The following is a 25,194-nucleotide window of genomic DNA, read 5'->3' as shown; positions in this document are numbered from 1 at the left end:
ATAGATTAGGGTCAGTACTAACGGAATGTCAGGGCATAGACCCACCCAAAGAGGTGGATAAGAAAAAGTATTACGATTATTGTAAATGCGTTAAGAATCCTGTTGATGCACGTAACAAGGAAGAAAAAGAGAAGAGTTGTATTGAAGATTTAAGAAGCCCAAATTAGTCGGGATTTTCTGTATTTTTTATAATACTCTGGTCATAAGAACCATGAGCGTAGAGTAAAAAGTATGCTCATTGCACGACTATAAAGCTAACGGATATGAGGGGGCGTTCGATCCGAATTTTTCGTCAGGATTAAATCAAATTATATTAATTTGGGCTTGAACAATAATTTTACTCATTTTATTTAATCTAAACTTCCTTTGGAAGGATTTTTAATTAATTGATTTAAATAAAGATTATGAAAAGTTTTAGCGAAAGTAGAATGTTAAATCTAGCCATACTTATTTGATTGCATAGTTTTAAGAATTAATCACCACCTTCGGGTGGTTTTTTATGTCTGTAAAAGAGTTGAGAATATCAAATGGCTTTAGGTTCTAATGATTTTCACTTAAAACTTTTAGACTAATACAACTGGCTTGTAATAGGGAATGAATGGTGCAATTTACCGACTATGGTAGCCTTAGGTGTTGGCTTAAGTATCTAAGGATTAGGTAAGCAGTACACTTATATACAAACCGTTCAGCGCAAATAAACATAGCCACAAAATTTTAACTAAGCAATGGCAGGCATCCACCAAGTTGCACTAGCAACCAATTCTAATTTAACTACAGCTGTTTATTTATGCACTTGCCTTAATGCAGTTGGCAAAGAAATGGGGGATAACGCAAGAACAGGCGTTAGATCTTACAAAAACAGTAGCTCAAGCGATTTAAATTGGTGACGGATCAGCCAAAACAGTAGATGGTGCGGTTACCCAATTTATTCAGGCAATGCAAGGTGATGTACTTCTTGGTGAAGAATTCAATAGCATCATGGCGGGGAGTTACAATCTAGCTGAAGCTTTAGCTAGAGGAATAAGTGTAACTTTGGAAATACTATAGAAACTTCGCCATATTGAGACGATTCAGTTTTAAAAATTACTAAGCATTATTTAATAAGTGATCATCTTGAAAACCATTTAAGCTTCTTTTATGTAGGAATAATTTGTCTGTTCATTCAAAGTAATATTCGTATTTTTTAAGTGTTTATATATGGTGGATTACTTTTAATTTAAAAGTTGGGTAAAGTTTGAATTAATATTTATATTTAGAATAAATTGGTTAATTATTTTTTTAATAGGGTTGTTGAATAATCGCTTGACACTATTTTTAAATTGAGTTTATATGTTTTATTCGAATGCTTAATGATTTTATTAAGTGTTTTATAAGAAAATTGATGTAATTTTATTATGAATAGTATTTTTAAATAAATACTTTTTTGAATATAAGTATAGGAATGTCATTATGAAGTTATTTAGTAAATCTATTTTAGTCGCTTTTTTAGGAATCGGATTAGTTGCTTGTGGTGGGGGGAGTGATAATAACTCGAACTCAAACAATGATTCTAACACAAATTCGAACAATGGTTCTAATACCAACAATAATTCTACAGGGTCGATTGTTGAGAAGCTTGATACATCAAAAGCATATAGAATTATTTATTCTTTTCCTGAATCAAGTGGCTCATCCAATATTACTGCGGTTAAACAAAATGATATTGGTATTATTACTGAGTTTGGTGCATATAAATTATCTGGAACTATTGTTGGTAAAGAAATTTCAGGTAATAAAAATTATGCCATAGCTCGAATAGCTGGAGGTAATATAGATTATGCGGCGGATGGGAAAACTCAAACGACAGATGTTTCTAAATATGCGAATGGATCATATTATTATTTTGTATCTTCACCACTAACGCAAAAACTTGAATCTTCCTCAATTAAAAGAGTGAATTGTACAGATATAAATGCGACCCAAGCAAAAATAACAAATGATAAAAGTAATAACTACTTTGTTTCTCCGACTATACATAATGGAAGTGTTACATTAAACCCAGATGGAGCAATAGGTATTTCATTTACAGCTAAAATAGGAAGTGATGAAACTTCATATAACTCATCAATGAATTGGGTTGAAAATTTTAACGCTTATAACTCCTTTAACTTATTAGGAATAGAAAATCAACAAGGTCAATCAAGTAATATAGGTACATTTAATATTTCTAATAACGGTAAAAATAGCGTTGTAGCAGGCTCTATTTATAAAATTAAACTTAAAGATGGTTCAATCTATGAAGGAGCTATGTCGATGATATGTAATTACTAACGAATAGTTCTTAGCTCATTTATGAAAAGGCAAAGAGAAAGAACGCTTTGCCTTCTTATTTAGGGTAATGTTCTTATTTATAATCTTGATTTTTATGTAATTTTAAAGATTTGGTGATAAATGGTGGTTGAGTTGATCTCTCTTGTGTTCTCGTTGCAAATAATTTTTACAAAATCTCTATCTAGCACTATCTCAAATAAAGCTAAAAATTTTTTAACTTTCTGGTAAGCCTTCCAATTTTTAATTCTTGCATAACATCATTAAATAGGTTCCTCTGATTAAAGCACTATTAAGAATTATCCTTTTCTCTTATCTATCGTTGATAAAATAAATTTCTTCTGTTGAAAATGCTTACACTACCTCTTACTTGCGTGCTTTAGGCAAACCTACAGCAGGGTACAAGGTAAGGGTAGATATCAAAACTCATCAATGTTTTTATTAAAACGAAAATGCCAAAACGATTGCCCACTTGGTTTGTCACCTTTAAAACAAAGCTCATCGCTATTTATCATCAATGTGGTAAAACGTTCATTCTCATTCAGTTCACTTAACACAACAATTTTGAACCCATGTTAACGAAATTGTTGCTGTTGAAGCTCTGGTTTATTCTTTAGACATTTTAGAGCACTGGATATTACTTATTTAATAAGCAGGGTAAGCCAATACACGCTAAAAACATCTATTGGATGCATGAGAATATAAGATTAATTGATCAAGTTAAAATAGATTTATTCATGTTATCGATATTAATATACAAATGTTATTAATATTTTTAAATAAAACATTTAGTTTTATTAAATTTGATTGGCATTATTTCTATGCTGAAATATCACTGATCTAACCTTGTTTTAAATTAATTTATTGAAATTTAAAGATATATATTACTTTTAATGTTTGGTTTTAGTTTTGTTTGATATTTTTTTTAATAACTATTCTTGTATTTTATACGCTTAATAGTATATTAAATTTGTACAATTTTTTTACAGCAAATATAGTGTTTTGTATTTTATTTTTCTATAAAAATGATAAACTGTTCACATTCTATGCGAGGCCATGGGGGCTAAATGAAAGAAGAAATAAAAATCGCTATATTCGGTTTGAGTTTAAATGTGCTCGATGCAATTAAGCAGAAAATACGATCTATGTATGATGACTCACTTCAAGTAAGTTGGGCGAATATTGCTGACCCTCATTTAGATATTCTTCTTGTAAATGATATGTTTTTTAGTTCGCCTACAATTCAAAATTTGGTTGGTGTAAAAAAAGTCCCTTATTTGCGTCTGGTCAATAAGAATGAAAAATCAGGGCAAATAGAAGGAGATAAATTATATTTACCTTTTTCTCCCTCAGATGAAATTCGAAAATGGTTTAAAGATCGCTATTTACATGTACCTGTCAGTGATAAAACCGTCAATATTGTCAATCAGATTTCTAAAAAAGCCGATTTAACCAAGGTGGTTGCTGAGCTTTTTAATGAACGAAATGGCAACGTTCAAGTATTCGACTCAAAAGGCAACATCGCATTAGTTAATATTCGCACACAGCAAGTTTGGATAGACCCGTTACGAAAAGTGCAGGGAACGGATGTTTCTTTAAATTTTACTTATGCAACTATGCAAATGGCACAGTCTGTCAGCACTTTTCAAGGTATAGAACTTAGATCTTGGGTGTGGAATTTATTGTGGTATTCAGATGATGTCAATATTCCAATCAGTTCTAACGATTGCTATAAACTGCTAGATTGGCCGCAACCGAATCATCAAAATGAACGGCAAATGGTTTTTAAAATTGCAGCGTGTTTTGAATTGGGAGCAAGTGTTTCCCAAGTGGCTCAGAAAACAGGTTATAGCAAAGAACAAGTCGCTAAATTTGTTTCAATTGGCATGTTGACCAATTCACTGAAAAAAATAGCGATTGAAGATGCAAAATTGCTCACTGAGGAAAAACAATCTTCAGGCATTTTACGTGGGTTTTTTGGTAAGTTAAGGAAAAAATTAGGGCTTTAAGTGTGTGAAAAACATGCGAATCAAATAAGGCTTGTAAAAATTAACCCTTAAATCAAGTTTGTTTAAACTGACACGATAAATAAATGCATAGTCAGTTTATATGATGCAGTGATAAGTTTAAAAATAGGTGATGATGTGATCTTACAAAAGTATAAAATTGTTTTTGGCGGTAAAATGGGCGCTGGTAAAACAGAAGCAATCAAATCATTATCTGAAATTTCAGTCTTATCTACAGAAGCACAAAATACAGATGAGCAAGCACACAGTAAAGCTTTGACCACTGTCGGGATTGACTATGGTGAAATTAAATTAGATGAAGGCGTTATTGTTGGATTATATGGAACACCAGGGCAGGATCGCTTTGATTTTGTTTGGTCAGTGATATGTAAAGGTGCAATCGGAGCGGTCGTATTGATTGACCATACGCAAAAAGATGCACTTGAAGATTTAAAATTTTACTTTCAAAGTTTTAAAGAACATCTCAATAATATTGTGGTTGGTGTGACCCATATAGATGAAAATCCGCAGCATCTATTAAAACCTTATAAAGATTGGATGCAATTAAATCAATTGACCATGCCAATTTTTGCGGTGGATGCCAGAAAAAAAGATGATGTATTGGTCATGGTTGAAGCACTTATTGCAAGAGCAGAAGTTGAATTTGGCTAATTGTCGATATAGTAGATCATAAATTATAAAATCCCGTTGTTGTAACGAGGGTTGTACAGAACAATGTTAAAGGCGTATACAGACTGAATACGCCTTATTTTAATGCTTTTGAAATAAAAAATTGCCATCATCTTAAAAAATAGCCGATAAAAAGTGTTGTTCGCGTAATATAAGCACCAAGATAAAACATTTTATTCAGTTTGCACAAAAATAGTGCGTTAAAATTGTGCGTAATAATTTTAAAATGAGAAGTGTGTTTGAATATGGTGCAATTCTATTTGCACTCAGTATAATAGATGGAATTTAATCGTTGCTAAGCTTATTTTCTGATAAGAAATTCAATATTTTAGCAATTATTTTAAAAGTTGGTATGCTACTTGCTATATAAATACCAACTACTAACACGCACTTCACAAGTGCAACAAAAATTCATTGGAGCAAAATGAGCATGGCGAACAAGGTCCTTCAACTCATACAAGAAAGTGGCGCAAAATGGGTCGATTTTCGCTTTACTGATACTAAGGGTAAAGAGCAGCACGTAAGCTACCCATCAGACACTATCGATGAAGATACTTTTGAAGATGGTAAAATGTTTGATGGTTCTTCAATTGCTGGTTGGAAAGGCATTGAAGCATCTGACATGATTTTACGTCCAGATCCTGAAACTGCTTTCCTTGACCCGTTCTTTGCTGAAGCAACCATCGTCGTTACTTGTGATGTTATTGAACCATCTACTGGTCAAGGTTATGACCGTGATCCACGTTCGATTGCTCGTCGTGCGGAAGAATACCTAAAATCAACAGGTATTGGTGATACTGCATTCTTTGGTCCAGAACCAGAATTCTTCGTTTTTGATGAAGTTAAATGGGACATCGATATGTCTGGCGCTCGCCATACATTAATCGCTGAAGAAGCTGCTTGGTCTACAGGTAAAGACTACGAAGCAGGTAACTCTGGTCACCGTCCTCGTGTTAAAGGTGGTTATTTCCCAGTTCCTCCAGTAGATTCTTCACAAGATATGCGTGCTGAAATGTGTGCACGTATCGAAGACATCATGGGCCCTGGTCGTGTAGAAGTGCACCATCATGAAGTTGCATCTTGCCAATTAGAAATTGGTGTAAGCTTCAATACGATGGTTCGTAAAGCTGACGAAGTTCAACAGTTCAAATATGCTGTATGGAACGTTGCGCATCAATATGCGAAAACAGCGACGTTTATGCCTAAGCCTATGGTTGGTGATAACGGTTCAGGTATGCATGTTCACATGTCTATCTCTAAAGATGGCAAGAACTTGTTTGCTGGTGATGAATACGCTGGTCTTTCAGAAATGGCGCTTTACTTCATCGGTGGTATCATCAAGCATGCGCGTGCATTGAATGCGATCACAAACCCTTCTACTAACTCGTATAAGCGTTTGGTTCCTCATTTCGAAGCGCCAATTATGCTTGCTTATTCTGCACGTAACCGTTCTGCTTCTATTCGTATCCCATACGTTTCTAGCCCTAAAGGTAAACGTATTGAAGCGCGTTTCCCTGATCCAATGATGAACCCATACTTAGGTTTTGCGGCATTATTGATGGCTGGTCTTGATGGTATTCAAAACAAGATCCACCCAGGTGAAGCAGCTGATAAAAACTTATATGATCTTCCTCCTGAAGAAGAAGCTAAAATCCCAACAGTTGCGCATAGCCTAGATATGGCACTTGAAGCACTTGAAGCGGATCATGAGTTCCTTCTTAAAGGTGGTGTATTCACAAAAGAAATGTTGGATGCATACATCGAGCTTAAAACTGAAGATGTACGTCGTTTAAATACGACGACTCACCCAGTTGAATTTGATATGTACTATAGCTTGTAATTCGTTTTCGAATTTAAGTGATGAAAAACCTGCCTTGTGCAGGTTTTTTTATGCATGAAAATTAGAAATTCAGCATTTTAATTTTAAAATTATGAGAGAGGAGAATTGTCAGTAATGGTGTGTTTGGATTTTGACGATGTTGAGTTTGAAGATAAAAAGCCAGTTAAATAACTGGCAATGAATAAAATTTAAAAATATGCTTAATGTGAACCCGTGATATTCTGTTGATATTTCACCATATATTGTTCACGAATTTCATTGCGCTCATCAGATGTTGATGCTTTTTGCATTTTTTTGCGCATTTCGTTGCGTTCAGCGGTGCTCATTTGCTGCCAGACTTCACGCATTTTTTGCTTTTCTTGTTCAGGAAGCTGAGTAAACCAATCCATGCGTTGTTGCAGTGCTGCACTTTGATCAGTCGGAATTTCTTTTAAATTTTGATAGCGTTTAATTAGTGCTTTTTGTTCGTCCTCAGAAAGGGCATCCCATGTTTCATTGACTTGACTGTTCGCATCTTTAGAAAAAATCCAAAAACGTTCAAATCCAGCAAAACTTGTTTGTAGAAAACCAATAGCACAAAATGCCAAAGCTAATTTTCTAGCTGCCATGAGAATTTTTATCCTCACCAAATACAGACAACATATCTAAATCTTCCATCATTTGAGGTGAAAGTTTAGGGCTAATCACCACTTGTTGCGGAGTTTGCGATTCTGGTGATACATCAAAAACATTTGGAATCACAACAAAACCAGTAATTGCCGCTGCAAGCGCAAAGCCAGTCATTTTCCAGTGACCAAAACGTGAGGTTTGTTTATCTTGGATATGATCAAGCACATTGTTCATCACCACTGCTTTATTGCGGTGATTACGTGCAGCTTCATCCAGTTTTGCCGTCACTTGTTTGGTGAAATCATCATTATTCATGTGATGAACCTCCATACGGATTTAAATGTGAGAGCGAAGTTCTTAGTCCTTGAATAGCTCTGTGATAATGGGTTTTTACACTACCTTCTGTACAGTTCATAATAGATGCAGTGGTTTGAGTATCAAATCCTTCCCAAGCGCGTAACATAAATGCTTGTTGCTGGCGTACAGGGAGGCGGCTAATGGCTTCTTGAATTTCCTCAACGGTGACATCTTGATCTAGAAATTGAAGTGGATTAGGTGTGGATTCATCCACAATTTCCATGGCCTCTTCATCATCAGAATCTAAATCAATTTTTCGAAATAACGAAAATGGAGAAGCGCGTCGTGCTTCTTTGCGTCGCCAATCTTGTAATTTGTTATTTAAAATTGTATAGAACAGTGGATACCACTCTTCGGTAGATTTCTCAGCATAAGATTTATGTAAGGAAATAAATGCTTCCTGTACCAAATCCATCGCAATCCCATTGTGACCTTGGGTTGCATTTTCCATCATCACTAGGGCACGACCCGTCACGTCCTGCATGAAAAAACGCAGGCGCTGCTCACTCGTACTCGTTTGAGCACTTGCTGTTTCAGACTGTGACTTCTTTGGTGCTAAGTCCATAGAGATGGAAAATCCCGTCATGGGTACCCACCATTATTTTAAATTCATATCTCTATAACGTTAAAAAAATGGTTTGGGTTGACATGTAAATCAATTATTTTTTTCAGTTTAAATGATTTTTTCCAATAACGGGCAATATTTAAAATAAATTAACCTTATAGTCGTTGTCTAACCATTTCAAAGAAACAAATCGAGCCTGCAACTGCAACATTGAGGGATTCTTGACCACCAGGTTGCGGAATAGATACCGCTTCTGCGCGTTTAAGGGCAAAATCTGAAACGCCTTGACCTTCGTTACCTAGAATCCAAACACATTGTTTGCGCAGGTTTTTAGTGTAAAGGCTTTCTGCCTGATGCGAACTGGTGACATACACAGGAATTTTAAATTGCTTGAGTAGGTCTTCAAGGATCACGTTTTCATATGTGTGTAATGAAAAATGCGCCCCCATACCGGCACGTAATACTCGTGGTGACCATAATGATGCAGAACCTTTGGTACAGACAATTTGTTCAATACCCGCGGCGGCGGCTGATCTGAGTAATGTGCCAACATTGCCCGGATCTTGGACATTTTCAAGAATTAGCGTGTCTTCAGTAAAATTCAGTGCCTGAGTTGAACTTGGTAAATCCACAATGGCTAGACATGCAAGGCTGGTCCCAAGGGTACTTAAATCTTTGTATAAAGATTCACCCACCACAAACACGATACCTTGATATTGGTCAAGGATACTGCCTAAATCTTCATGATCTAAGGCATGTTCAGTGGTGAAAATTGAATTGATTTTTCGACCTTTTTCTAACCATGCAAGCGTAAGATGGGTTCCCTCAAGTACAGTTTGTCCCTGTTTTTTACGGTAAGTGTTTTGTTCAATTAAACCTCTGAGGTGTTTAATTTTGGGATTGTCTTTTGATTCAAGGAAAATTGTAGGCATGGGAGAGTACGTCCAAAAAATTAAGTAGGGTCTGTGATCATTCTATAAAGAAATTGCAACAGACCCTAGCTGGCGTTACTCCCTAAATAGAGAGTAAGAAAAGAGAGAAGAATTAGTTGTGGTAGCTGGTAACAAGCTCAACTTCATTCTTAGAACCAATGATAACAGGAACACGTTGATGTAACTCAGTCGGTTGAATCTCTAGAATACGTGTACGACCTGTAGTCGATGCGCCGCCAGCTTGTTCCATTAACATACTCATTGGGTTGGCTTCATACATTAAACGTAGACGACCTGCTTTTTTAGGATCTTTAGTATCGTATGGATATAAGAAAATACCGCTACGACATAAAATACGATGAATATCACCCACCATACACGCCACCCAACGCATATTGAAATCTTTTTCACGTATAGATGTTTTACCCGCTTGTAGTTCATCGATATAACGTTTTACAGGCGCTTCCCAATGACGTTGGTTTGATGAGTTAATCGCAAACTCTTTGGTATCCGCAGCAACTTGAATATTTTCAGAAGTGAGCAAGAATTGCTTTTCTTCAGGGTCGTAAGTGAAAAATACAACACCCGCGCCAACGGTCAAAGCCATCATTGTCGATGGGCCATAAAGCACATAACCTGCTGAAACTTGTTGAATACCTGCTTGCATGAAGTCTTCAGCTTGCGTTACGGCATTTTGAGCAGGAAGGATAGAAAAAATTGTTCCTACACACATATTAATGTCAATATTGCTTGAACCATCTAATGGATCAAATAAAACCAAATATTTGCCATTTTCTTGAGCTGGGGTAAATTCATCTAATTCTTCAGATGCGAGTCCACCTACATTTGGATTGGCTTTTAAAGCATCAATCAAATAGTCATTTGAAATCACATCAAGTTTTTTTTGCTCTTCACCTTGTACATTTTCATGTTGTGCACTCCCCAAGACACCAGCTAAAGCACCTTTCTGTAAAGCCTGATCAATGGTTTTGCAGGTATTTGCAATTGTTTCAATTACATTGGCAAGTTCAGATGTTAAGTTCCCTTGTTGTTGTTCTAAATATTGGGATAGGGTGCGATATGACATATCAGAGGTGCTCCAAAAGCGATAAATTTTTACAAACCAAATAATGGAGGCTATTTTAGATGAGTTCAGCACAAAATAGAAATTATCCTGTGTTATTTGTCGTGAAATTACCCTTGAAAGTATTTTAGAAAGTGTTATGTTGAATATACGTACAATAGCGTAAAGGAGCACTGACATGACAACGACAAAGTTTGAAGCGACTCCGACTCCAAATGAAAGCATTGATTTAAAAGATATTAGTGCTGAAAAAGTGAAAGAAGCATGGAAGAATTACGAAGCTAAGCCTGAATTCAAAGAATTCAATAAGCATGACATGATTGAATCTATGCAAAGCCCCAAGCCAGATGAGTCAAAGGCTTAATCAATAAAAAGCGTTCATTACTATATGAGCGCTTTTTTCTATTCATATATTTTATATTAAGCCCGAACAATAACGCTTCATGATAGAAATTGATCACAAAACAGACATTATCATTCCGTTTAATAAAATTGGTGAAGCGGAGTGGGATGTTAAAACTCGCCTAATTTTAGAATCTCTAGCTGATTTCAATGATGATGAGATTGCACCCGCAATTGATGATGAGCAAATTTTAAAACTTGAACAGCGTTTAAATTGTCGCTTACCTGAATCTTTAAAGATCTTCTATCAACACTTTGGGATTGCTGATATTGGTGAACAATTACAGCAGTTTGATGATATTGGCTACTTAAAAGATATTTGGGCAAATGCACCGCAATATGCGCCTGAATTTAGTCAGACCGATTTAGCAGTTTTACCTCATCTGATTACATTTAGTGATTATCTTGGTAATGGCAATATGTTTTGCTTTCATGATATCAGCAAAGAAATCTATTACTTTGATCATGACGACACGCCTTATTTAAGTAAAATATTGGACTGTGTGGATGACTATATTAAAGGTTGTCTGATTTTAGTGCAGTCTGAGTTTTTTGCTGAAGCACATCCAGATGAAGTGGATGAATGGGTAGAGGAAAGGTTTATTGCGTTATTTAATGAGCAAATACTCAAGAAATGGCGTTATTAATATAAATTACCATTGAACATTCTAAGCAGTTTCTTATTTTACTTTACTAAATCAAGACTTTATCTTGAAATGGAAAAGCGCTGAATGAGAAGAATTTCTGGTAAAAATGCCCAATTGAATTGGGCATTTTTTATGGTCTATTTTAATAATGCAACTTTGGCATTATTTTAAAAGAGGAGGAACGGCTTCGTAGTTGATTTCAACACGGCGGTTTTCTTTCCAAGCAGCTTCATCATGACCAGCATTGATTGGCATTTCTTTACCGTAGCTTACCGCTTCTAATTGGTTTGCTTTAACACCATTGGTGATCAGGTAGCTTTCAACGGCTTTAGCACGACGCTCACCTAAAGCCATGTTGTACTCACGCGTACCACGTTCATCTGTATGACCTGTTAATGCCACTTTAGAGTTGGCATTGGCAATCAAGAACTGCGCATGTGCTTGTAGTGTTTGGTAGTCATCATTGGAAAGATCACTACTGTCATAATCAAAATGTACCACACGTTTTGCTAAAAATGCTTTATTGGCTTCAGTCACGCCTTTAGATGAAGCACCATTTAAGTTTTGTGCATTTAAAGCAGCATCTTCACTTAAACCACTGGTATTTACTGTCGTCGCACTATTTGGATTGGTTCCTGATTCTACAGTGGCAGCAGGTTTACGGCTTGCACAACCTGTCATCACCAAGCTTGCTGCTAATAAGGGTAAAGCTAGATATTGAATTGACTTCATGTTGATCTCCGGTATTTCAATTTTAAATAAGTGATTTACATCTTGATTAAATTATTTAGGGGCCCAAGCCGGTTCACGTACTTCACCTTGTTCACTTGGTAAGTTCATGCGGAAGCGACCATCTGTAGACATGATTGCCAATAAGCCACGATTACCCTCACGTGTTGCATAAACTACCATTTGCCCATTTGGAGAAAAGCTTGGTGATTCATCTAAACTTGTTGGTGTCAAAATATTGGTGATACCTGTAGAAATTTCCTGAATGGCAACTTTGTAGTTACTACCAGAAGGGCGGTGTACCAATGCCACATATTTACCATCGGCACTTAATGTACCGCGTGCATTAAATGCACCACGGAAAGTTAAACGTTTGGTCGAGCCGTCATCAAAACTATAACGGTAAATTTGTGCTGATCCACCACGGTCAGATGTGAAAATAAATGATTTTCCATCTGGAGCATAACGTGCTTCTGTGTCAATTGCGCTATCGTTGGTCATGCGCTTCACTTGACGTGAATCTAAATCCATTTGATAAACTTCAGGATTTCCATGCATTGACGCAGTAAATAGCATTGATTTCCCATCAGGAGAGAAACTTGGTGCACCGTTTAAACCGCGAAATGCAGCGAGTTTTTCACGTGCACCTGTGGCTAAATCTTGGATATAAATAGCAGGGCGCTTGGTTTCAAATGAAACATATGCAATTTTTTTCGCATCTGGCGTCCAAGCAGGTGAGAGAATAGGATCTCTTGAACTTAATACCGTTTTAGGTTGCTCACCATCGGTATCTGCAATTTGTAAGGTATAACGAGTCTCTGGTGTTGCAGGGTTACGTAACACATAAGCAATACGTCCTGTGAAGTCGCCTTGAATCCCTGTAAGCGCTTGATAAATTGCGTCACTGATCATATGTGCCGCAGAACGTACACGTGATGCTGGAATCGAGAGCAATTCATTTAATAGGAATTTCTGCTTTTCAACATCATAGAGTTGGTAATGTACTGCCAGTGAACCATCTGCATTGGTTTTAGAGTCACCTAAAACCACATAAGGAACCCCAGCTGCTTTCCATGCTTCTGCATTTATATTGTTTATGTTTGCAGTTGCAGGAAGATTTTTTGATGAACTGGTAAAGCGCCCAGAGCGATTTAAATCTTGTTCAACAATAGGGTAGATAGATTGATCATTACTAAATGGAATGATGGCAATTTTAGGTGCAGATTCAGGTGCTTTGGCAATTTCTAATTGCAATTGTGCATATGATGTGGTGATCAATGCTGGACTAAATGCAACAATAATTGCGAATCCTAATAGATGTTTAGGCATGATTTTCATTGGACTTCATGTACTCAAATATCAATTTTTAACTATGCTTAGCTTTGTAGCACAAAGACATGATTTTAATCTATATAAAGCATGTAATTGTGAACAAAAGATTATCATTGAACAGATTTACTAAAAAAATTAAATTCAAATTTATTACACCAATGAATTTCGGCTTGATCTTTGGGCGTTGTAAATGGCGCAGTTTTAAAAATTACTTTTTTATAGATTTGAGAACAATGTCGTTGTTGCTGCCATTAAAATATATTATTTCGTGTTCAATAGAGACTTATTCAATACGGAATTTGATGCGAATCACTTTTAATAATTGATTGAGCGATGACTGTTTAGACATTTCAAAAGGTGCTGTTTGCTGAATCGCCGTTTTGATTGCGTTTGAAAACGTTTCGCTGTCCTGTTCTGTGATTAAAATATCTTTTACATTCCCACTGTCATCTAAGTAAATAATAACATCGGCATTTTCTTGGATGATTGTTAAATTTCTCAACTTTTTAACAATACGATTGACTCTAGCGGTATTTATCTGCTGAGCCATTTGACTTTGTAGAAGTAATGCTTCCGTTGTTGGTACAGACGGTTTTTTTCGTATGACGCAGAAGGTGGGTGTTGTTGCGTATTTACTTCAAGTATTTTTTCTTGCTCGATATTTTTTGCAAATAATAACGCGGTTGGAAAAAATAATGAAATTGCTACAAATATGGGGTTAACTCGCATTTGATTTTCCGAGTGATTGTTCTTACATTAAATTACACCCTGCCTTGGCAGGGTGTAATTTTAAGATTATTTCACAGTAAAATTTGCACTAAAACTTCGTGCTTCACGTCGTGCATCTGGATCAGATGGCATCGGGAAAGGTGCAGCATTGCGAACTGCTTGTTCCACACTTGCTTTTACATCTGGGTCTGATGCATTGACAATGATCGAGGCCACAGAACCGCTATCCGTTAGTGTGACACGAGCTGTTGCCTTTTGACCTGTTGAGCCAGCAGGCATACGCCAAGCATTCCGAACTTTACTTTCAAAGTCCTTTTTCGCAGAAGATGCAACTTTTCTCGCTTCTGCCTTTTTATTTGCAGCAGCTTCTTTGGCTTTTTCAGCAGCAGAGGCTTTTTCTTCATCTAATTCGCGTGCTAGATCAGCTTTACGTTTTGCGTCCGCATCCGCTTTGGCTTTTGCCGCGGCATCTGCCTTGGCTTTTGCATTAGCATCCGCTTTAGCTTTTGCAGCAGCATCCGCTTTGGCTTTTGCAGCAGCATCTGCTTTAGCTTTTGCATTAGCATCCGCTTTGGCTTTTTCAGCAGCGTCCGCTTTGGCTTTTGCATTAGCATCTGCTTTAGCCTTCGCATTAGCATCCGCTTTAGCCTTTGCAGCAGCATCTGCTTTAGCTTTTGCATTAGCATCCGCTTTAGCCTTTGCAGCAGCTTCTGCCTTGGCTTTTGCAGCAGCATCGGCTTTGGCCTGTTGGGCCTTATCTGCGGCTTCTTTTCTGACTTTTTCAGCAGCTTCTGCTTTGCTTTTTGCTTCGGCATTGAGTCTTGCGAGTCTAGCTTTTTCTGCAGCATCTGCTTTGGCTTTTTGAAGCGCCTCTTGCTTGGCCTTAGCTGCTGCATCTGCTTTAGATCTTGCTTCAGCTTCTGCCTTAGCTTTCTCAGCAGCATTTTTAGCCTGCTTTACTTTTTCAGCTGCCTCTTGTTTGGCTTTTTCCGCAGCATCTGCTTTAGCTTGAGAAAGTTTTAAGGCTTTTTCTTGTGCTGCTTTAGCCGCTGCCATAGCCAATTGCTGTTCTAATGCGGCTGCCTTGGCCTGTTCGGCAGCTTTTTGTGCATCTATCGCCTTGGTATCTGGTGTGTTATTTGCTTCAGTTGGAATTTCTGGTGCAGTTTGATCGGGTTCCGCTGTTTGCTGAGTATTTTCTGCAACCTTGCTATCTGCCGTTTCAGTGGCATCAGTTTCTACTAAAGGCTTGGGTTCAGGCGGTGGTAAATCTTCAGGTTTAATTAAAACGGTTTTAATTTGCTTGGGTGGCTCAGGTGGTTGACTTAAACCGAGAAAAAGTAAGCCAGTAATCGCCACCACATGAATACCTAGGGTAAATCCAAGTGCAATCGCTTTTTCTTTAGATTGTGGCTTTTGAATATTTTTCATAACTTACTTTACAGACTCTGTCAGTAAACCCACTTGGCTTAAACCAGCATCTTGCAGTGTAGACATGAGTTTCATGACTTCACCATAAGGGCGTGATTCACTACCATTGATCAAGACACTCAATTGCTTGTTATTTGCTTGAGCCTGTTGCTGATTTTCTGTAAGTACTGTTTTTAACTCATCTAAAGTTAAAACCTCATTTTTATGGTTTTTGTCTTCAAGTTTAATCGTACCATCTGCTTCTAAAGTCACGATGGCTGGTCGGTCTTCAGATTGAATCGGATTATTGTTTGCTTGAGGTAGATCAACTTTAACACCCGTGGTAATCATGGGTGCTGTCACCATAAAAATAACCAATAAAACCAACATGACGTCGATATAGGGAACGACATTCATATCACTTTTTAAAGGCTTTTTGACGCGCTCAAAACGTCCAGAACGTTGGATTGTCATTATTCATCTTCCTGTGTAGTTCCCACAGACTGACGTTGTAATAGCGCCACCATTTCTTCTGCAAATAATGCACGATCTGAATAAATTTCTTCGCCTTTTGCAGTGTAATGGTTAAATGCTAGTACTGCTGGTATTGCAGCAAATAAACCAATCGCAGTTGCAATCAATGCTTCAGCAATACCTGGTGCAACAGTGGCTAAGGTAACTTGTTCAACCTGAGCTAAGCCAATGAATGCACTCATAATGCCCCAAACAGTACCAAATAAACCAATATAAGGTGCGACAGAACCGATACTGGCGAGAGAGCTTAAGCCTTGCTCTAAACGGCCTTGATCACGACTGAGTCCTACACGCAAGATACGTTCAGTGCCTTCAATCATCGATGCAGTTTCTGCATGGCGTTTTTTAAGTTTTAAAAATTCACTTAAACCTTGATAGAAAATATCTTCTAAACCGCTTCGCTTAGAATTAAGCTGAGCATTGTTATATAAGGTATTGAGTTCAGCACCAGACCAGAAGATTTTTTGGAAGTGCTCATCGCCTTGATGTGCTTTCTTATAGCCCATATGCAACTTGGCAATCAAATACCAACTAAAAACAGATGCGAGTACTAAGATTAGCATCACCAATTGAACCACAGGGCTCGCTTGTAAAATTAAATCAGAGATGTGTAAAGAAGATTCTAGTTGTGTTGCCATAGTTACATGTGCCAAAAGTATTTTTTATTCGTGAGCTAATTCTCGAAGAATTAAATCACGGATTTCGTCAGGAATTCTACGAGGTTTCATATCTGTACTTAAACATGCCAATTCCACCTCGCCAGAAGCAAGCATGATTTCACCACGATATATATTCTGTTGCAACACAAATGACGAAGCTTTACATGAAACTACACTTGCTGTAACAGTAATAAGATCGTCCATGAGTATAGGGCGAGAATATTTCAATGCAATTTTATGCACGACAAAATTGTAATCTTTTTGATGCCAATAGTGGTCAATACCGGATGCACGTAGCCATTCTGTCCGTGCACGTTCCATAAAGCGGATATGATTGGCATGGTATACGATACCGCCAGCATCTGTATCTTCGATATATACACGGATTTGGAATTCGAATTTATTACTCATGTTGCTATGCATTCCTGTGTTGTTTATTGCATATCTATCAATTGCTTGCCAGTATTTACTTGCGCTGATTCAATTTCAAATCAGTCAGTTAAAAAAACAAGAACTTTTTATATTGCTGATCTGATTGCTTGATTGAATTTTACGATATTTATAAGTGAACCTATCAACTATACCAAAAGCATCTATGAGATGTTTTGAGAGAAACGGAAATCTACATGAACAGCGGACTGGTTGCTTGAACAGTACGTGTATATAAGCTTTAGAGGCTATATTGTAGAAAGCAAATTGATTTGCCCCACTTATAAATTTGCACAAGAGTTTAATACTGACTTTGGCGCGAATTTTAGCACAAGGCATGCTTTCTCAAATGGCACAAGATTACAATCCGAATGAGGAGAGAAGGGCTAACGGAGATTAGCTTGTGGATTCTGTTAATGAAGTGGCATTACTGTAAGGAATCCTGTGGTAACGTTTAAAGCTAAAAAAATCTAGAACAAAATTAAACGCCGTAAAGAATATTTCACATAACACTCATTTTGTTGAATGGATTTTGATCTGCATGAAATTTTAATAAATAAAAAACGAATAAAATTTATTTCAATTTTAGTTGGAATATATTAAATTAAATCAATGATCTAATTTAAAAACGTAACCAATGAATATCAATAAAAGCCTATTTCATATAATTATTTTTCCTATATTGTTTTTTGTTAGTCCAACTTTTGCAAAAACTGTTAAATTTAAATATACCTCGAGATTAGCTAATCAAGGAGAGATAGATGCACAAAATGATCTTGGATGGATGTACGAGAATGGTCAAGGTGTAGTACAAAATTATGAAAAAGCGTTTGAATGGTATAGTAAGGCAGCTGCTCAGGGGGATTTGGATGCGCAAAATAACCTTGGATGGATGTATCAACATGGTCAAGGTGTAATTCAAAATTATGAAAAAGCATTTGAATGGTATGTTAAGGCAGCTGCTCAGGATAATGCTGTAGCACAAACTAACCTTGGATCGATGTATCAGAATGGTCAAGGCGTAGTACAAAACTATAAAAAAGCGTTGGAATTTTATAAAAAGTTAGCTGCGCAAGGTAATGCTGGTGCGCAAAATAACCTAGGAGTGATGTATCAGCATGGTCAAGGCGTAGTTCAAAATTATGAAAAAGCTTTTAAATTGTATAGCAAGGCAGCTGCTCAGGGATTTTTAGATGCACAATATTACCTTGGGTGGATGTATCAGCATGGCCAAGGTGTAGCTCAAAGTTATGAAAAAGCATTTGAATACTATAATAAAGCGGCTGCCCAAGGATATGCAGGTGCACAAAATAACCTTGGAGTGATGTATGTCACTGGTCAAGGCATAGCCCAAAATGATACGAAAGCATTTGAATGGTTTAACAAGGCGGCTGCCCAAGAAAATGCGGATGCACAAAATAACCTTGGATCAATGTATTACAAGGGGCTTTGCGCAACCCAAAGTTATGAAAAAGCATTTGAATGTTTTAGCAAGGCGGCTGCTCGGGGAGATGCAGATGCACAAAATAATCTTACTGAGATGTATGATAAGGGTTTGGTATAGATCAAACTTGATTCCACTTATGTGTACCATTTTATGATGTATACCACTGATCTGATTATTAAAATTAAAGTAGTTAGTGATCTCCTACGATTAATTAAAGCTCGTTTGTAAGAAGATCAACTCTTGGTATGATCAATTTAGTTGTCGGCTTATTCAACAGAAGATTATGTTGAATAAGCCGTTTAAATAACTTTGTACAACAAAGCATCTTAAATTCTAAAAAGTAGGTGGCATATACGTTAAAGTACGACCAAGAATCCACAATAAGAATAAAACCAAGGGTAAATGGAAGACAAGCTGAGTAACTGTAAATCCAATAACATCTTTGGCTTTTAACTTTAAAATTCCCAGCATGGGTAACATAAAGAAAGGATTAATTAAATTGGGTAAAGCTTCTGCTGCATTATAAATCTGAACAGACCAGCCTAAATGTACTTTTAAATCGTGTGCAGCCTGCATGACATAAGGTGCTTCAATAATCCACTTACCACCCCCAGATGGAATGAAAAAGCCTAAAATAGCCGAATATAACCCCATAACAATTGCGAAAGTTTCTTTGGATGCAATCGATACAAAAAATTCAGCAATATAATGAGATAGAGATAAATCCTGTGCGTTCATTGCACTTGTCATGATAAAAGCAATACTTCCATAGAGTGGAAATTGGATCAGTACGCCAGAAACCGCAGGGACTGCTTTAGAAACTGCATTTAAAAAATTTCGAGGTGTTCCGTGTAAAGCAATACCCAGCATTAAGAAGATAAAGTTGTAAGTGTTTAAACTGGAAATCGCAATAATCGGATTGCTTTTTGTAAACTCATTAAACATCCAGATCAGACCCAAAACCACAATTAAAATGCTCAGAATAGGGGAGTTTTCTAGCCAATCACCTGGGCGTTTTTTGCTCTGAACTTCGGTCTTTTCATTTTCAAAATGAATATCGAATTCATCAATGGTTTTTATACTATTGCCTTTAGGTGCAGACCAGAATGCAATGGCAATTGATACAATAATCAATACGGCAGTCATAATCATAGACTGTGGTAAAAAGATCGTTTCAGTAAAAGGAATAATACCAGTTAAATTATAAAGTGGTTCTGGTAAGCTCGCTTTGTTTGCCTGTAACTGAGCAGCGGAAGAACTAATACCCAATGCCCAAGTTGCTCCCATACCAATAATAGCGGCTGCGGCAGCTGCACGATAATCCATATTCAGCTCTTTACGCTTGGATAGTGCAATCACCAAAAGGGCAGTTAAAACTGTACTCATGGCCCAGTTAATCAGCGAAATCAACAGACTAACAGTCGCTACAAAAACAATAGCATTTCTTCCAGATGTTGGAATCTGAGCCATTTTTTGAATCAGCATTTCGACGGGTTTGGATACTGAAACCACATAACCAACGACAATCAACATACACATTTGCATCGTAAATGGAATCAAACTCCAGAAACCATTGCCAAATGAAATTGCGACCTCCTGAACAGGTGCTCCTATTCCAATCGCAGCTATGGCGACAATGATGACGCCTAACAGGGCAAAGATATAGGAATCAGGAAACCATTTTTCTGACCAATCACTGACTTTTATTGCAAATTTTTGTAATATATTCTGAGTGTTATCCATATTTAAATATCCTATTTATTCGATTATGAAACCAGTACATCCATGTTGAAAATATTGATTTTCGGGCGATAACGATCAACATCAGCAAGTTTGAATATTTGTATAAAAGACTCTCGAATGAGCTTTAGGTATATGCGCTGTTGAATTTTTTTTCTAAACTCACATTCCATGCAAGTTCACTCAATTTGATTCCTTTTTGGGTTGCTCAGTCAAAATTATCAACTGTCCTTTTATTAAGTTATTAACATTGAATTGGCTTTTTTATAAGTTTAAAGTTTTAAACGTACAATAAGAAAAACTCATTAATCAAAAGAGTATGTCAATCTGCATTTGCAGCGTGAAATAAAAGATGGCAATTGAATATCCGCTCTATATTTCATAACTTCAACACTCGACGAAACCCGTTCATTCCAAAATTATTTTTTTGTAATTGTTTAAATAAGCAGCATAGCTATATGATGTTTTCGTGTGTTTTATCTTTGAACTACCTTACTAACAGCCAATTGAGTGTAGGAATTTTTATTAAGTGCTGAGTAAAAAGGATGTATCGAAGAAGATTTTATAAAATAATAAAATTAAATATTAACAATAACTTATTTGTTTTGAATAGCAAATTTTTAATAAGATCAATGTAATTAAATGAGGCTATTAAAACCAACAAAAGTTTTTATTAAGTTTTTATTAAAATAATATGTAATATATCTTTACTATGACCGCCATCTTTTGTATTCTTTTTATTGCAAATGATAATTCTTATCATTCATATTTAGATGTTTTATTTGTTTTCAATTGGTTATGCCGTCCATCTACTGGAATTCTATTTATGAGTAAGTTTAACCTTCGTCCTATTTCAATCGCACTTTTAGGAATTACAACAACTTCAGTCTTTGCAAATAGCAAGGTAGAATCCGATGCTACACAACAACTTTCAACAATTGTTGTCTCTGCGGCAGGTTATGAGCAAAAACTAAAAGATGCGCCGGCAAGTATTACTGTGATCACAGCACAAGATCTAAAAGATAAACGTATAAACTCAATTGCAGATGCTTTAGTTGATGTTGAGGGGGTTGATATTAGCCCAGGCGCTGGGAAAACTGGCGGTTTAAATATACGTATCCGTGGGATGGATTCTGAGTATTCCCTTGTTTTGATAGATGGTCGTCGTCAGAACAGTACTGGGGATATCGCACCAAATGGTTTTGGGGAGTCAAATAATAGTTTTATTCCTCCAGTTTCAGCAATTGAACGAATCGAAGTGATTCGAGGACCTGCTTCTACATTGTACGGTTCTGATGCTATTGGTGGTGTTGTCAATATTATTACAAAAAAAGTTTCAAATGAATGGACAGGCTCCATCACATTAGAAGGGACTTTACTTCCAAACAGTTCTGATTTTGGTAATCAACGTGCTGCTGATGGATTTATTACTGGTCCAATTATTCAGGATTTGTTGGGAGTGCAACTTCGTGCTCGAAAAGCACAACGTAGTCAATCCAATGTGGGTTATCTCGATGTAAATGATAATTCAGTAGAGTTGAACATGGGGAATAACCCAACCAAATCAGATTTAGAAACAATTGGTGCTCGTTTAACACTTACCCCAACAAAGCAACATGACCTCTCCGTAGAATATGAAAAAACTGAGCAATGGTACGATAACAGTAAGAGTCAACTTGGTACGCTTGGTGCAAATGGTGGTTATGATAAAACAAAAGAGTTTAATCGAGATCGGCTAGTACTTGCACATACATGGCGCAATAAAATAGGGACCTTGGAATCAAGTATTAGTAATACTCAAACTGAAACGATTGGTCGTCTTATTCCAGCACGTGCTCAAGCAGGTTCAAGTGTAATTACCCCTCGTCTTTTAGAAAGTGAGGATACGATTTTTGATACTAAATTGGCCACACAATATTTTAAAGGACACAATATTACCCTTGGTGGGCAATGGTGGGATGCAAGTATTAAAGATGGATTAAGGGTAAATAAGGAGGTGTCATTTCAGCAACTGGGGCTTTTTGCTGAAGATACATGGGCACTTACTCCTGATCTAGCTTTAACCATGGGTTTACGTTTTGACAATCATGATACATTTGGTAGTTTTTGGACACCTAGAGCATATTTAGTTTGGAATGCAAATGACAATTGGACGTTTAAAGGTGGTTATAGTGAGGGATATAAAGCACCTCGCTTAGAACGTCTGACCAATGGGGTTTATAACATTGGTAGACAAGGAGCAGTTCCTTTTTTTGGAAGTCCAAATTTAAAACCTGAAACAAGTAATAACTTTGAGCTGGGTACTTATTTTAATAACAGTTCTAATTTTGATGCTAATATCACAGCATTTTTCAGTCAGATTAAAGATAAAATAGTCAATGGACCAGTGGAAAGAACCTGTGATGCTAATCTGACTAAAGCTGCATGTGAAGAAGAAATGGCAAAGCTTGGTACACCATGGTTAATGCGACCTGAAGATACTGGCAAACGCGCTTGGAATGTTACTCGCCCGATTAATGCTCGAGAAGCAGAAATCTATGGTGTTGAAACCGGCTTAAATTGGGAGTTTGTACCGACTTGGAAATTTGGTTTGAATTATACATGGACAGTGGCAGAAATTAAGGACAAAAAGAATGGTAATCCGCCTTTAAACGATACACCTAAACATATTGTTAATGCATTATTAAAATGGCAAGCGGATGATAAAATTCAATTATGGGCGCGAGGCGAATACCGGAGTGAACGTGCGCGTTTTACACCAGACTACTATAATAGCCTACCTCAAGTTAACCAAGAAGTTTATGATGCATTAGGTGATTTTAAAGCATATGGTTTGATGCATATGGGATCAAATTTTAATGTCAATAATCAGTGGGATATTGCTGTTGGTTTATATAATATTTTTGATAAAAACTTTGTTGATTATCAGAAAGTAGGCGCAGACTATTATAATCGGTATAAAAATACTCAAGAGGGACGCCGTGTTCAATTGAGCACAACGTTTAAATTCTAATAAAACCCATCTTCGATTAGCACTATAAAAGCCCTATTTGTATAGGGCTTTTATATATAAAATCATAAGAGACTCAAGGGAATATTCAATATTCCCTTGAGTTGATTATTTTGGTTCAGGTGGTGTCATCCCAAACTGTAAATAGGCTTGGTTGGTTGCAATACGTCCACGAGCGGTACGCATAGCATAACCTTGCTGAATCAAATAGGGTTCAATCACATCTTCTAGCGTGCCTGAATCTTCAGCCATTGCTGCGGCTAAAGCTTCAACACCGGCAGGGCCGCCATCAAAACGTTCTAATAACATCGATAAATAACGACGGTCTAACGTATCTAAACCATCTTTATCAACATTTAACATATCCAATGCACGTTGTGCCATGTGTTGAGTGACTTCACCCGTGCCTTTAACTTGTGCATAGTCACGGACACGACGTAACAAACGGTTAGCAATACGGGGAGTGCCACGTGCACGACGAGCAATTTCTTTTGCACCATCTGCTGTTGTGGGAACATTCATTAATGATGCTGAACGTGCAACAATATGAGTCAAATCTTCGACTGAATAAAACTCTAAACGTTGCACAATTCCAAAGCGATCACGCAAAGGTGAGGTAAGTAGACCTGCACGTGTTGTCGCAGCAACCAAGGTAAATGGTGGTAAATCCAATTTTATCGAACGTGCGCCAGGGCCCTCACCAATCATGATATCGAGTTGGTAATCTTCCATCGCGGGATAAAGAATTTCTTCAATCACTGGAGAGAGACGATGAATTTCATCAATAAATAGCACATCACCTTCTTCCAGATTGGTCAGCATTGCAGCCAAATCACCTGCACGTTCCAGTACTGGGCCAGAAGTAGATTTAAGGTTCCCCCCCATTTCACGGGCAATAATATTGGCCAATGTGGTTTTACCTAAACCGGGTGGGCCAAAGATCAAGGTATGATCAAGTGCTTCACCACGACCACGAGCAGCACCAATGAAAATTTCCATTTGCTCTCGTACAACAGGTTGGCCTATATAGTCATCCAAAGAGGTTGGACGAATGGCACGATCAAAATGATCTTCGGGTTTTTCAGCCCCACTGATTAAACGGTCTTGCATGAGTGTCTTAATCTGTCTTATTTATTCATGGATTTAAGTGCAGCACGGATAATGTCGCTTGCTTCAGTATAGTCTGCTTTCACGGCATTAATCAGTTTTTGTGCTTCCAAAGGTTTATAACCTAAAGATTGCAATGCCGCTTCAGCTTCTGCAACAGCAGAATTGCCCGTAAATTGTATTTGAGTTGAAGTCGAATTACTCGGTGTGGTACCTGTAGCAAAGACTTTAAAGCGATCACGAAGTTCAATCATTAAACGTTCGGCTGTTTTCGCACCAACGCCAGGGACTTTAACTAAAGTTTTGACATCACCATTCTCAACAGTATGTACCAACATTTCTACACTCAATGTAGACAAAATGCCTAAAGCCATTTTAGGACCGACACCATTCACTTTTAGCAGGGTGCGGAAGATGGTTTTTTCTTGAGCGTTAGAGAAGCCATAAAGTAATTGAGCATCTTCACGGACGGCTAAATGTGTCCATAAGGTAACTTTTTGACCTTTTTGTAATTGGCAAAATGTTGAGAGTGGCGTGTCAATCTCATAACCCACGCCATTTACATTTAAAAGTACGGTAGGTGCTTCTAAAGCTAAGACTTCACCAATAAGACATCCGATCATTGAGTT

General features: G+C 37.1%; 24 protein-coding genes. 9 read left to right on the top strand and 15 right to left on the bottom strand.

Annotated features, from left to right (window positions below; genetic code table 11):
* Positions 1-936: 936 nt before the first annotated feature.
* The 5 genes from GJV03_RS21745 to glnA all read left to right on the top strand — a co-directional run bounded on the left by GJV03_RS21745 (position 937) and on the right by glnA (position 6,843).
* Complete coding sequence (locus tag GJV03_RS21745; RefSeq protein ID WP_228722029.1) at positions 937-1,047, top strand: hypothetical protein; 111 nt, start codon at positions 937-939, stop codon at positions 1,045-1,047.
* A 402-nt stretch (positions 1,048-1,449) separates the two neighbouring features.
* A complete protein-coding gene (locus GJV03_RS11435) occupies positions 1,450-2,310 on the top strand; it encodes a hypothetical protein (protein ID WP_154130127.1) in 861 nt (286 codons plus the stop codon).
* 1,064 nt (positions 2,311-3,374) lie between these two features.
* Entirely contained in the window at positions 3,375-4,316 is a 942-nt protein-coding gene (locus tag GJV03_RS11430; RefSeq protein ID WP_154130126.1) for a hypothetical protein, read from the top strand.
* A 135-nt stretch (positions 4,317-4,451) separates the two neighbouring features.
* On the top strand, positions 4,452-4,985 hold the full coding sequence (locus GJV03_RS11425) for an ATP/GTP-binding protein (protein WP_096735536.1): 534 nt from the start codon (positions 4,452-4,454) through the stop codon (positions 4,983-4,985).
* Positions 4,986-5,427: 442 nt separating this feature from the next.
* The gene (glnA, locus tag GJV03_RS11420; protein ID WP_016539490.1) at positions 5,428-6,843 is read left to right on the top strand and encodes a type I glutamate--ammonia ligase; all 1,416 of its coding nucleotides are present in this window, start codon (positions 5,428-5,430) and stop codon (positions 6,841-6,843) included.
* Between the two features lie 200 nt (positions 6,844-7,043).
* Here glnA and GJV03_RS11415 read toward each other — a convergent pair whose 3' ends face one another.
* The 5 genes from GJV03_RS11415 to GJV03_RS11395 form a co-directional block, all read right to left on the bottom strand.
* Positions 7,044-7,451 (bottom strand): DUF3106 domain-containing protein, encoded by a 408-nt coding sequence (locus tag GJV03_RS11415; protein ID WP_004724554.1) that lies wholly within the window; start codon positions 7,449-7,451, stop codon positions 7,044-7,046.
* Positions 7,441-7,767: a hypothetical protein gene (locus GJV03_RS11410; protein WP_154130125.1), complete on the bottom strand. Its 327-nt coding sequence runs from the start codon at positions 7,765-7,767 to the stop codon at positions 7,441-7,443. Before GJV03_RS11410 ends, GJV03_RS11415 begins: the two co-directional genes overlap by 11 nt.
* Positions 7,760-8,374 carry an RNA polymerase sigma factor gene (locus GJV03_RS11405; RefSeq protein ID WP_016539489.1) on the bottom strand — a complete coding sequence of 205 codons (615 nt, stop codon included), beginning with the start codon at positions 8,372-8,374 and terminating at the stop codon, positions 7,760-7,762. Before GJV03_RS11405 ends, GJV03_RS11410 begins: the two co-directional genes overlap by 8 nt.
* A 155-nt stretch (positions 8,375-8,529) precedes the next feature.
* A complete protein-coding gene (locus tag GJV03_RS11400) occupies positions 8,530-9,306 on the bottom strand; it encodes an RNA methyltransferase (protein ID WP_004724547.1) in 777 nt (258 codons plus the stop codon).
* Positions 9,307-9,418: 112 nt separating this feature from the next.
* A complete protein-coding gene (locus tag GJV03_RS11395) occupies positions 9,419-10,393 on the bottom strand; it encodes a class 1 fructose-bisphosphatase (protein ID WP_004724544.1) in 975 nt (324 codons plus the stop codon).
* Between the two features lie 175 nt (positions 10,394-10,568).
* On the opposite strand from GJV03_RS11395, the gene GJV03_RS11390 reads away from it, so the two are divergent.
* A complete protein-coding gene (locus GJV03_RS11390; RefSeq protein WP_004724542.1) occupies positions 10,569-10,754 on the top strand; it encodes an NF038105 family protein in 186 nt (61 codons plus the stop codon).
* A 79-nt stretch (positions 10,755-10,833) separates the two neighbouring features.
* Entirely contained in the window at positions 10,834-11,439 is a 606-nt protein-coding gene (locus tag GJV03_RS11385; protein WP_151957725.1) for an SMI1/KNR4 family protein, read from the top strand.
* A gap of 162 nt (positions 11,440-11,601) precedes the next feature.
* Here GJV03_RS11385 and pal read toward each other — a convergent pair whose 3' ends face one another.
* The 7 genes from pal to ybgC all read right to left on the bottom strand — a co-directional run bounded on the left by pal (position 11,602) and on the right by ybgC (position 17,243).
* Entirely contained in the window at positions 11,602-12,171 is a 570-nt protein-coding gene (gene pal / locus GJV03_RS11380; protein WP_004822680.1) for a peptidoglycan-associated lipoprotein Pal, read from the bottom strand.
* 51 nt (positions 12,172-12,222) lie between these two features.
* Entirely contained in the window at positions 12,223-13,506 is a 1,284-nt protein-coding gene (tolB, locus tag GJV03_RS11375) for a Tol-Pal system beta propeller repeat protein TolB (RefSeq protein WP_004724537.1), read from the bottom strand.
* A 277-nt stretch (positions 13,507-13,783) separates the two neighbouring features.
* Entirely contained in the window at positions 13,784-14,050 is a 267-nt protein-coding gene (locus tag GJV03_RS21740; RefSeq protein WP_252720704.1) for a hypothetical protein, read from the bottom strand.
* A 245-nt stretch (positions 14,051-14,295) separates the two neighbouring features.
* Positions 14,296-15,660 carry a cell envelope integrity protein TolA gene (tolA, locus tag GJV03_RS11365; protein WP_154130124.1) on the bottom strand — a complete coding sequence of 455 codons (1,365 nt, stop codon included), beginning with the start codon at positions 15,658-15,660 and terminating at the stop codon, positions 14,296-14,298.
* Positions 15,661-15,663: 3 nt separating this feature from the next.
* A complete protein-coding gene (gene tolR, locus GJV03_RS11360; RefSeq protein ID WP_004724530.1) occupies positions 15,664-16,113 on the bottom strand; it encodes a protein TolR in 450 nt (149 codons plus the stop codon).
* Positions 16,113-16,811 carry a protein TolQ gene (gene tolQ, locus GJV03_RS11355; protein ID WP_004724528.1) on the bottom strand — a complete coding sequence of 233 codons (699 nt, stop codon included), beginning with the start codon at positions 16,809-16,811 and terminating at the stop codon, positions 16,113-16,115. Before tolQ ends, tolR begins: the two co-directional genes overlap by 1 nt.
* 24 nt (positions 16,812-16,835) lie before the next feature.
* Positions 16,836-17,243, bottom strand: a complete 408-nt coding sequence (gene ybgC, locus GJV03_RS11350) for a tol-pal system-associated acyl-CoA thioesterase (protein ID WP_004724526.1) — start codon at positions 17,241-17,243, stop codon at positions 16,836-16,838.
* Between the two features lie 655 nt (positions 17,244-17,898).
* Between ybgC and GJV03_RS11345 the strand changes: the two genes are divergently transcribed.
* Positions 17,899-18,825, top strand: a complete 927-nt coding sequence (locus tag GJV03_RS11345) for a tetratricopeptide repeat protein (protein ID WP_154130123.1) — start codon at positions 17,899-17,901, stop codon at positions 18,823-18,825.
* A gap of 216 nt (positions 18,826-19,041) precedes the next feature.
* Here GJV03_RS11345 and GJV03_RS11340 read toward each other — a convergent pair whose 3' ends face one another.
* Positions 19,042-20,451, bottom strand: coding sequence for a TIGR00366 family protein (locus GJV03_RS11340; RefSeq protein WP_154130122.1), 1,410 nt, complete (start codon positions 20,449-20,451; stop codon positions 19,042-19,044).
* An 823-nt stretch (positions 20,452-21,274) separates the two neighbouring features.
* Between GJV03_RS11340 and GJV03_RS11335 the strand changes: the two genes are divergently transcribed.
* Positions 21,275-23,461, top strand: coding sequence for a TonB-dependent receptor (locus tag GJV03_RS11335; protein ID WP_154130121.1), 2,187 nt, complete (start codon positions 21,275-21,277; stop codon positions 23,459-23,461).
* Positions 23,462-23,566: 105 nt separating this feature from the next.
* On the opposite strand, the gene ruvB is transcribed toward GJV03_RS11335, so the two are convergent.
* Both ruvB and ruvA read right to left on the bottom strand, forming a co-directional pair.
* Positions 23,567-24,568 (bottom strand): Holliday junction branch migration DNA helicase RuvB, encoded by a 1,002-nt coding sequence (gene ruvB / locus GJV03_RS11330; RefSeq protein WP_004724408.1) that lies wholly within the window; start codon positions 24,566-24,568, stop codon positions 23,567-23,569.
* Positions 24,569-24,585: 17 nt separating this feature from the next.
* The gene (gene ruvA, locus GJV03_RS11325) at positions 24,586-25,188 is read right to left on the bottom strand and encodes a Holliday junction branch migration protein RuvA (RefSeq protein WP_154130120.1); all 603 of its coding nucleotides are present in this window, start codon (positions 25,186-25,188) and stop codon (positions 24,586-24,588) included.
* Between the last annotated feature and the right edge of the window lie 6 nt (positions 25,189-25,194).

Source organism: Acinetobacter sp. RIT698, from assembly GCF_009668065.1.
GTDB classification, from domain to species: domain Bacteria; phylum Pseudomonadota; class Gammaproteobacteria; order Pseudomonadales; family Moraxellaceae; genus Acinetobacter; species Acinetobacter guillouiae.
This window is presented reverse-complemented; position numbering and strand designations above follow the sequence as displayed.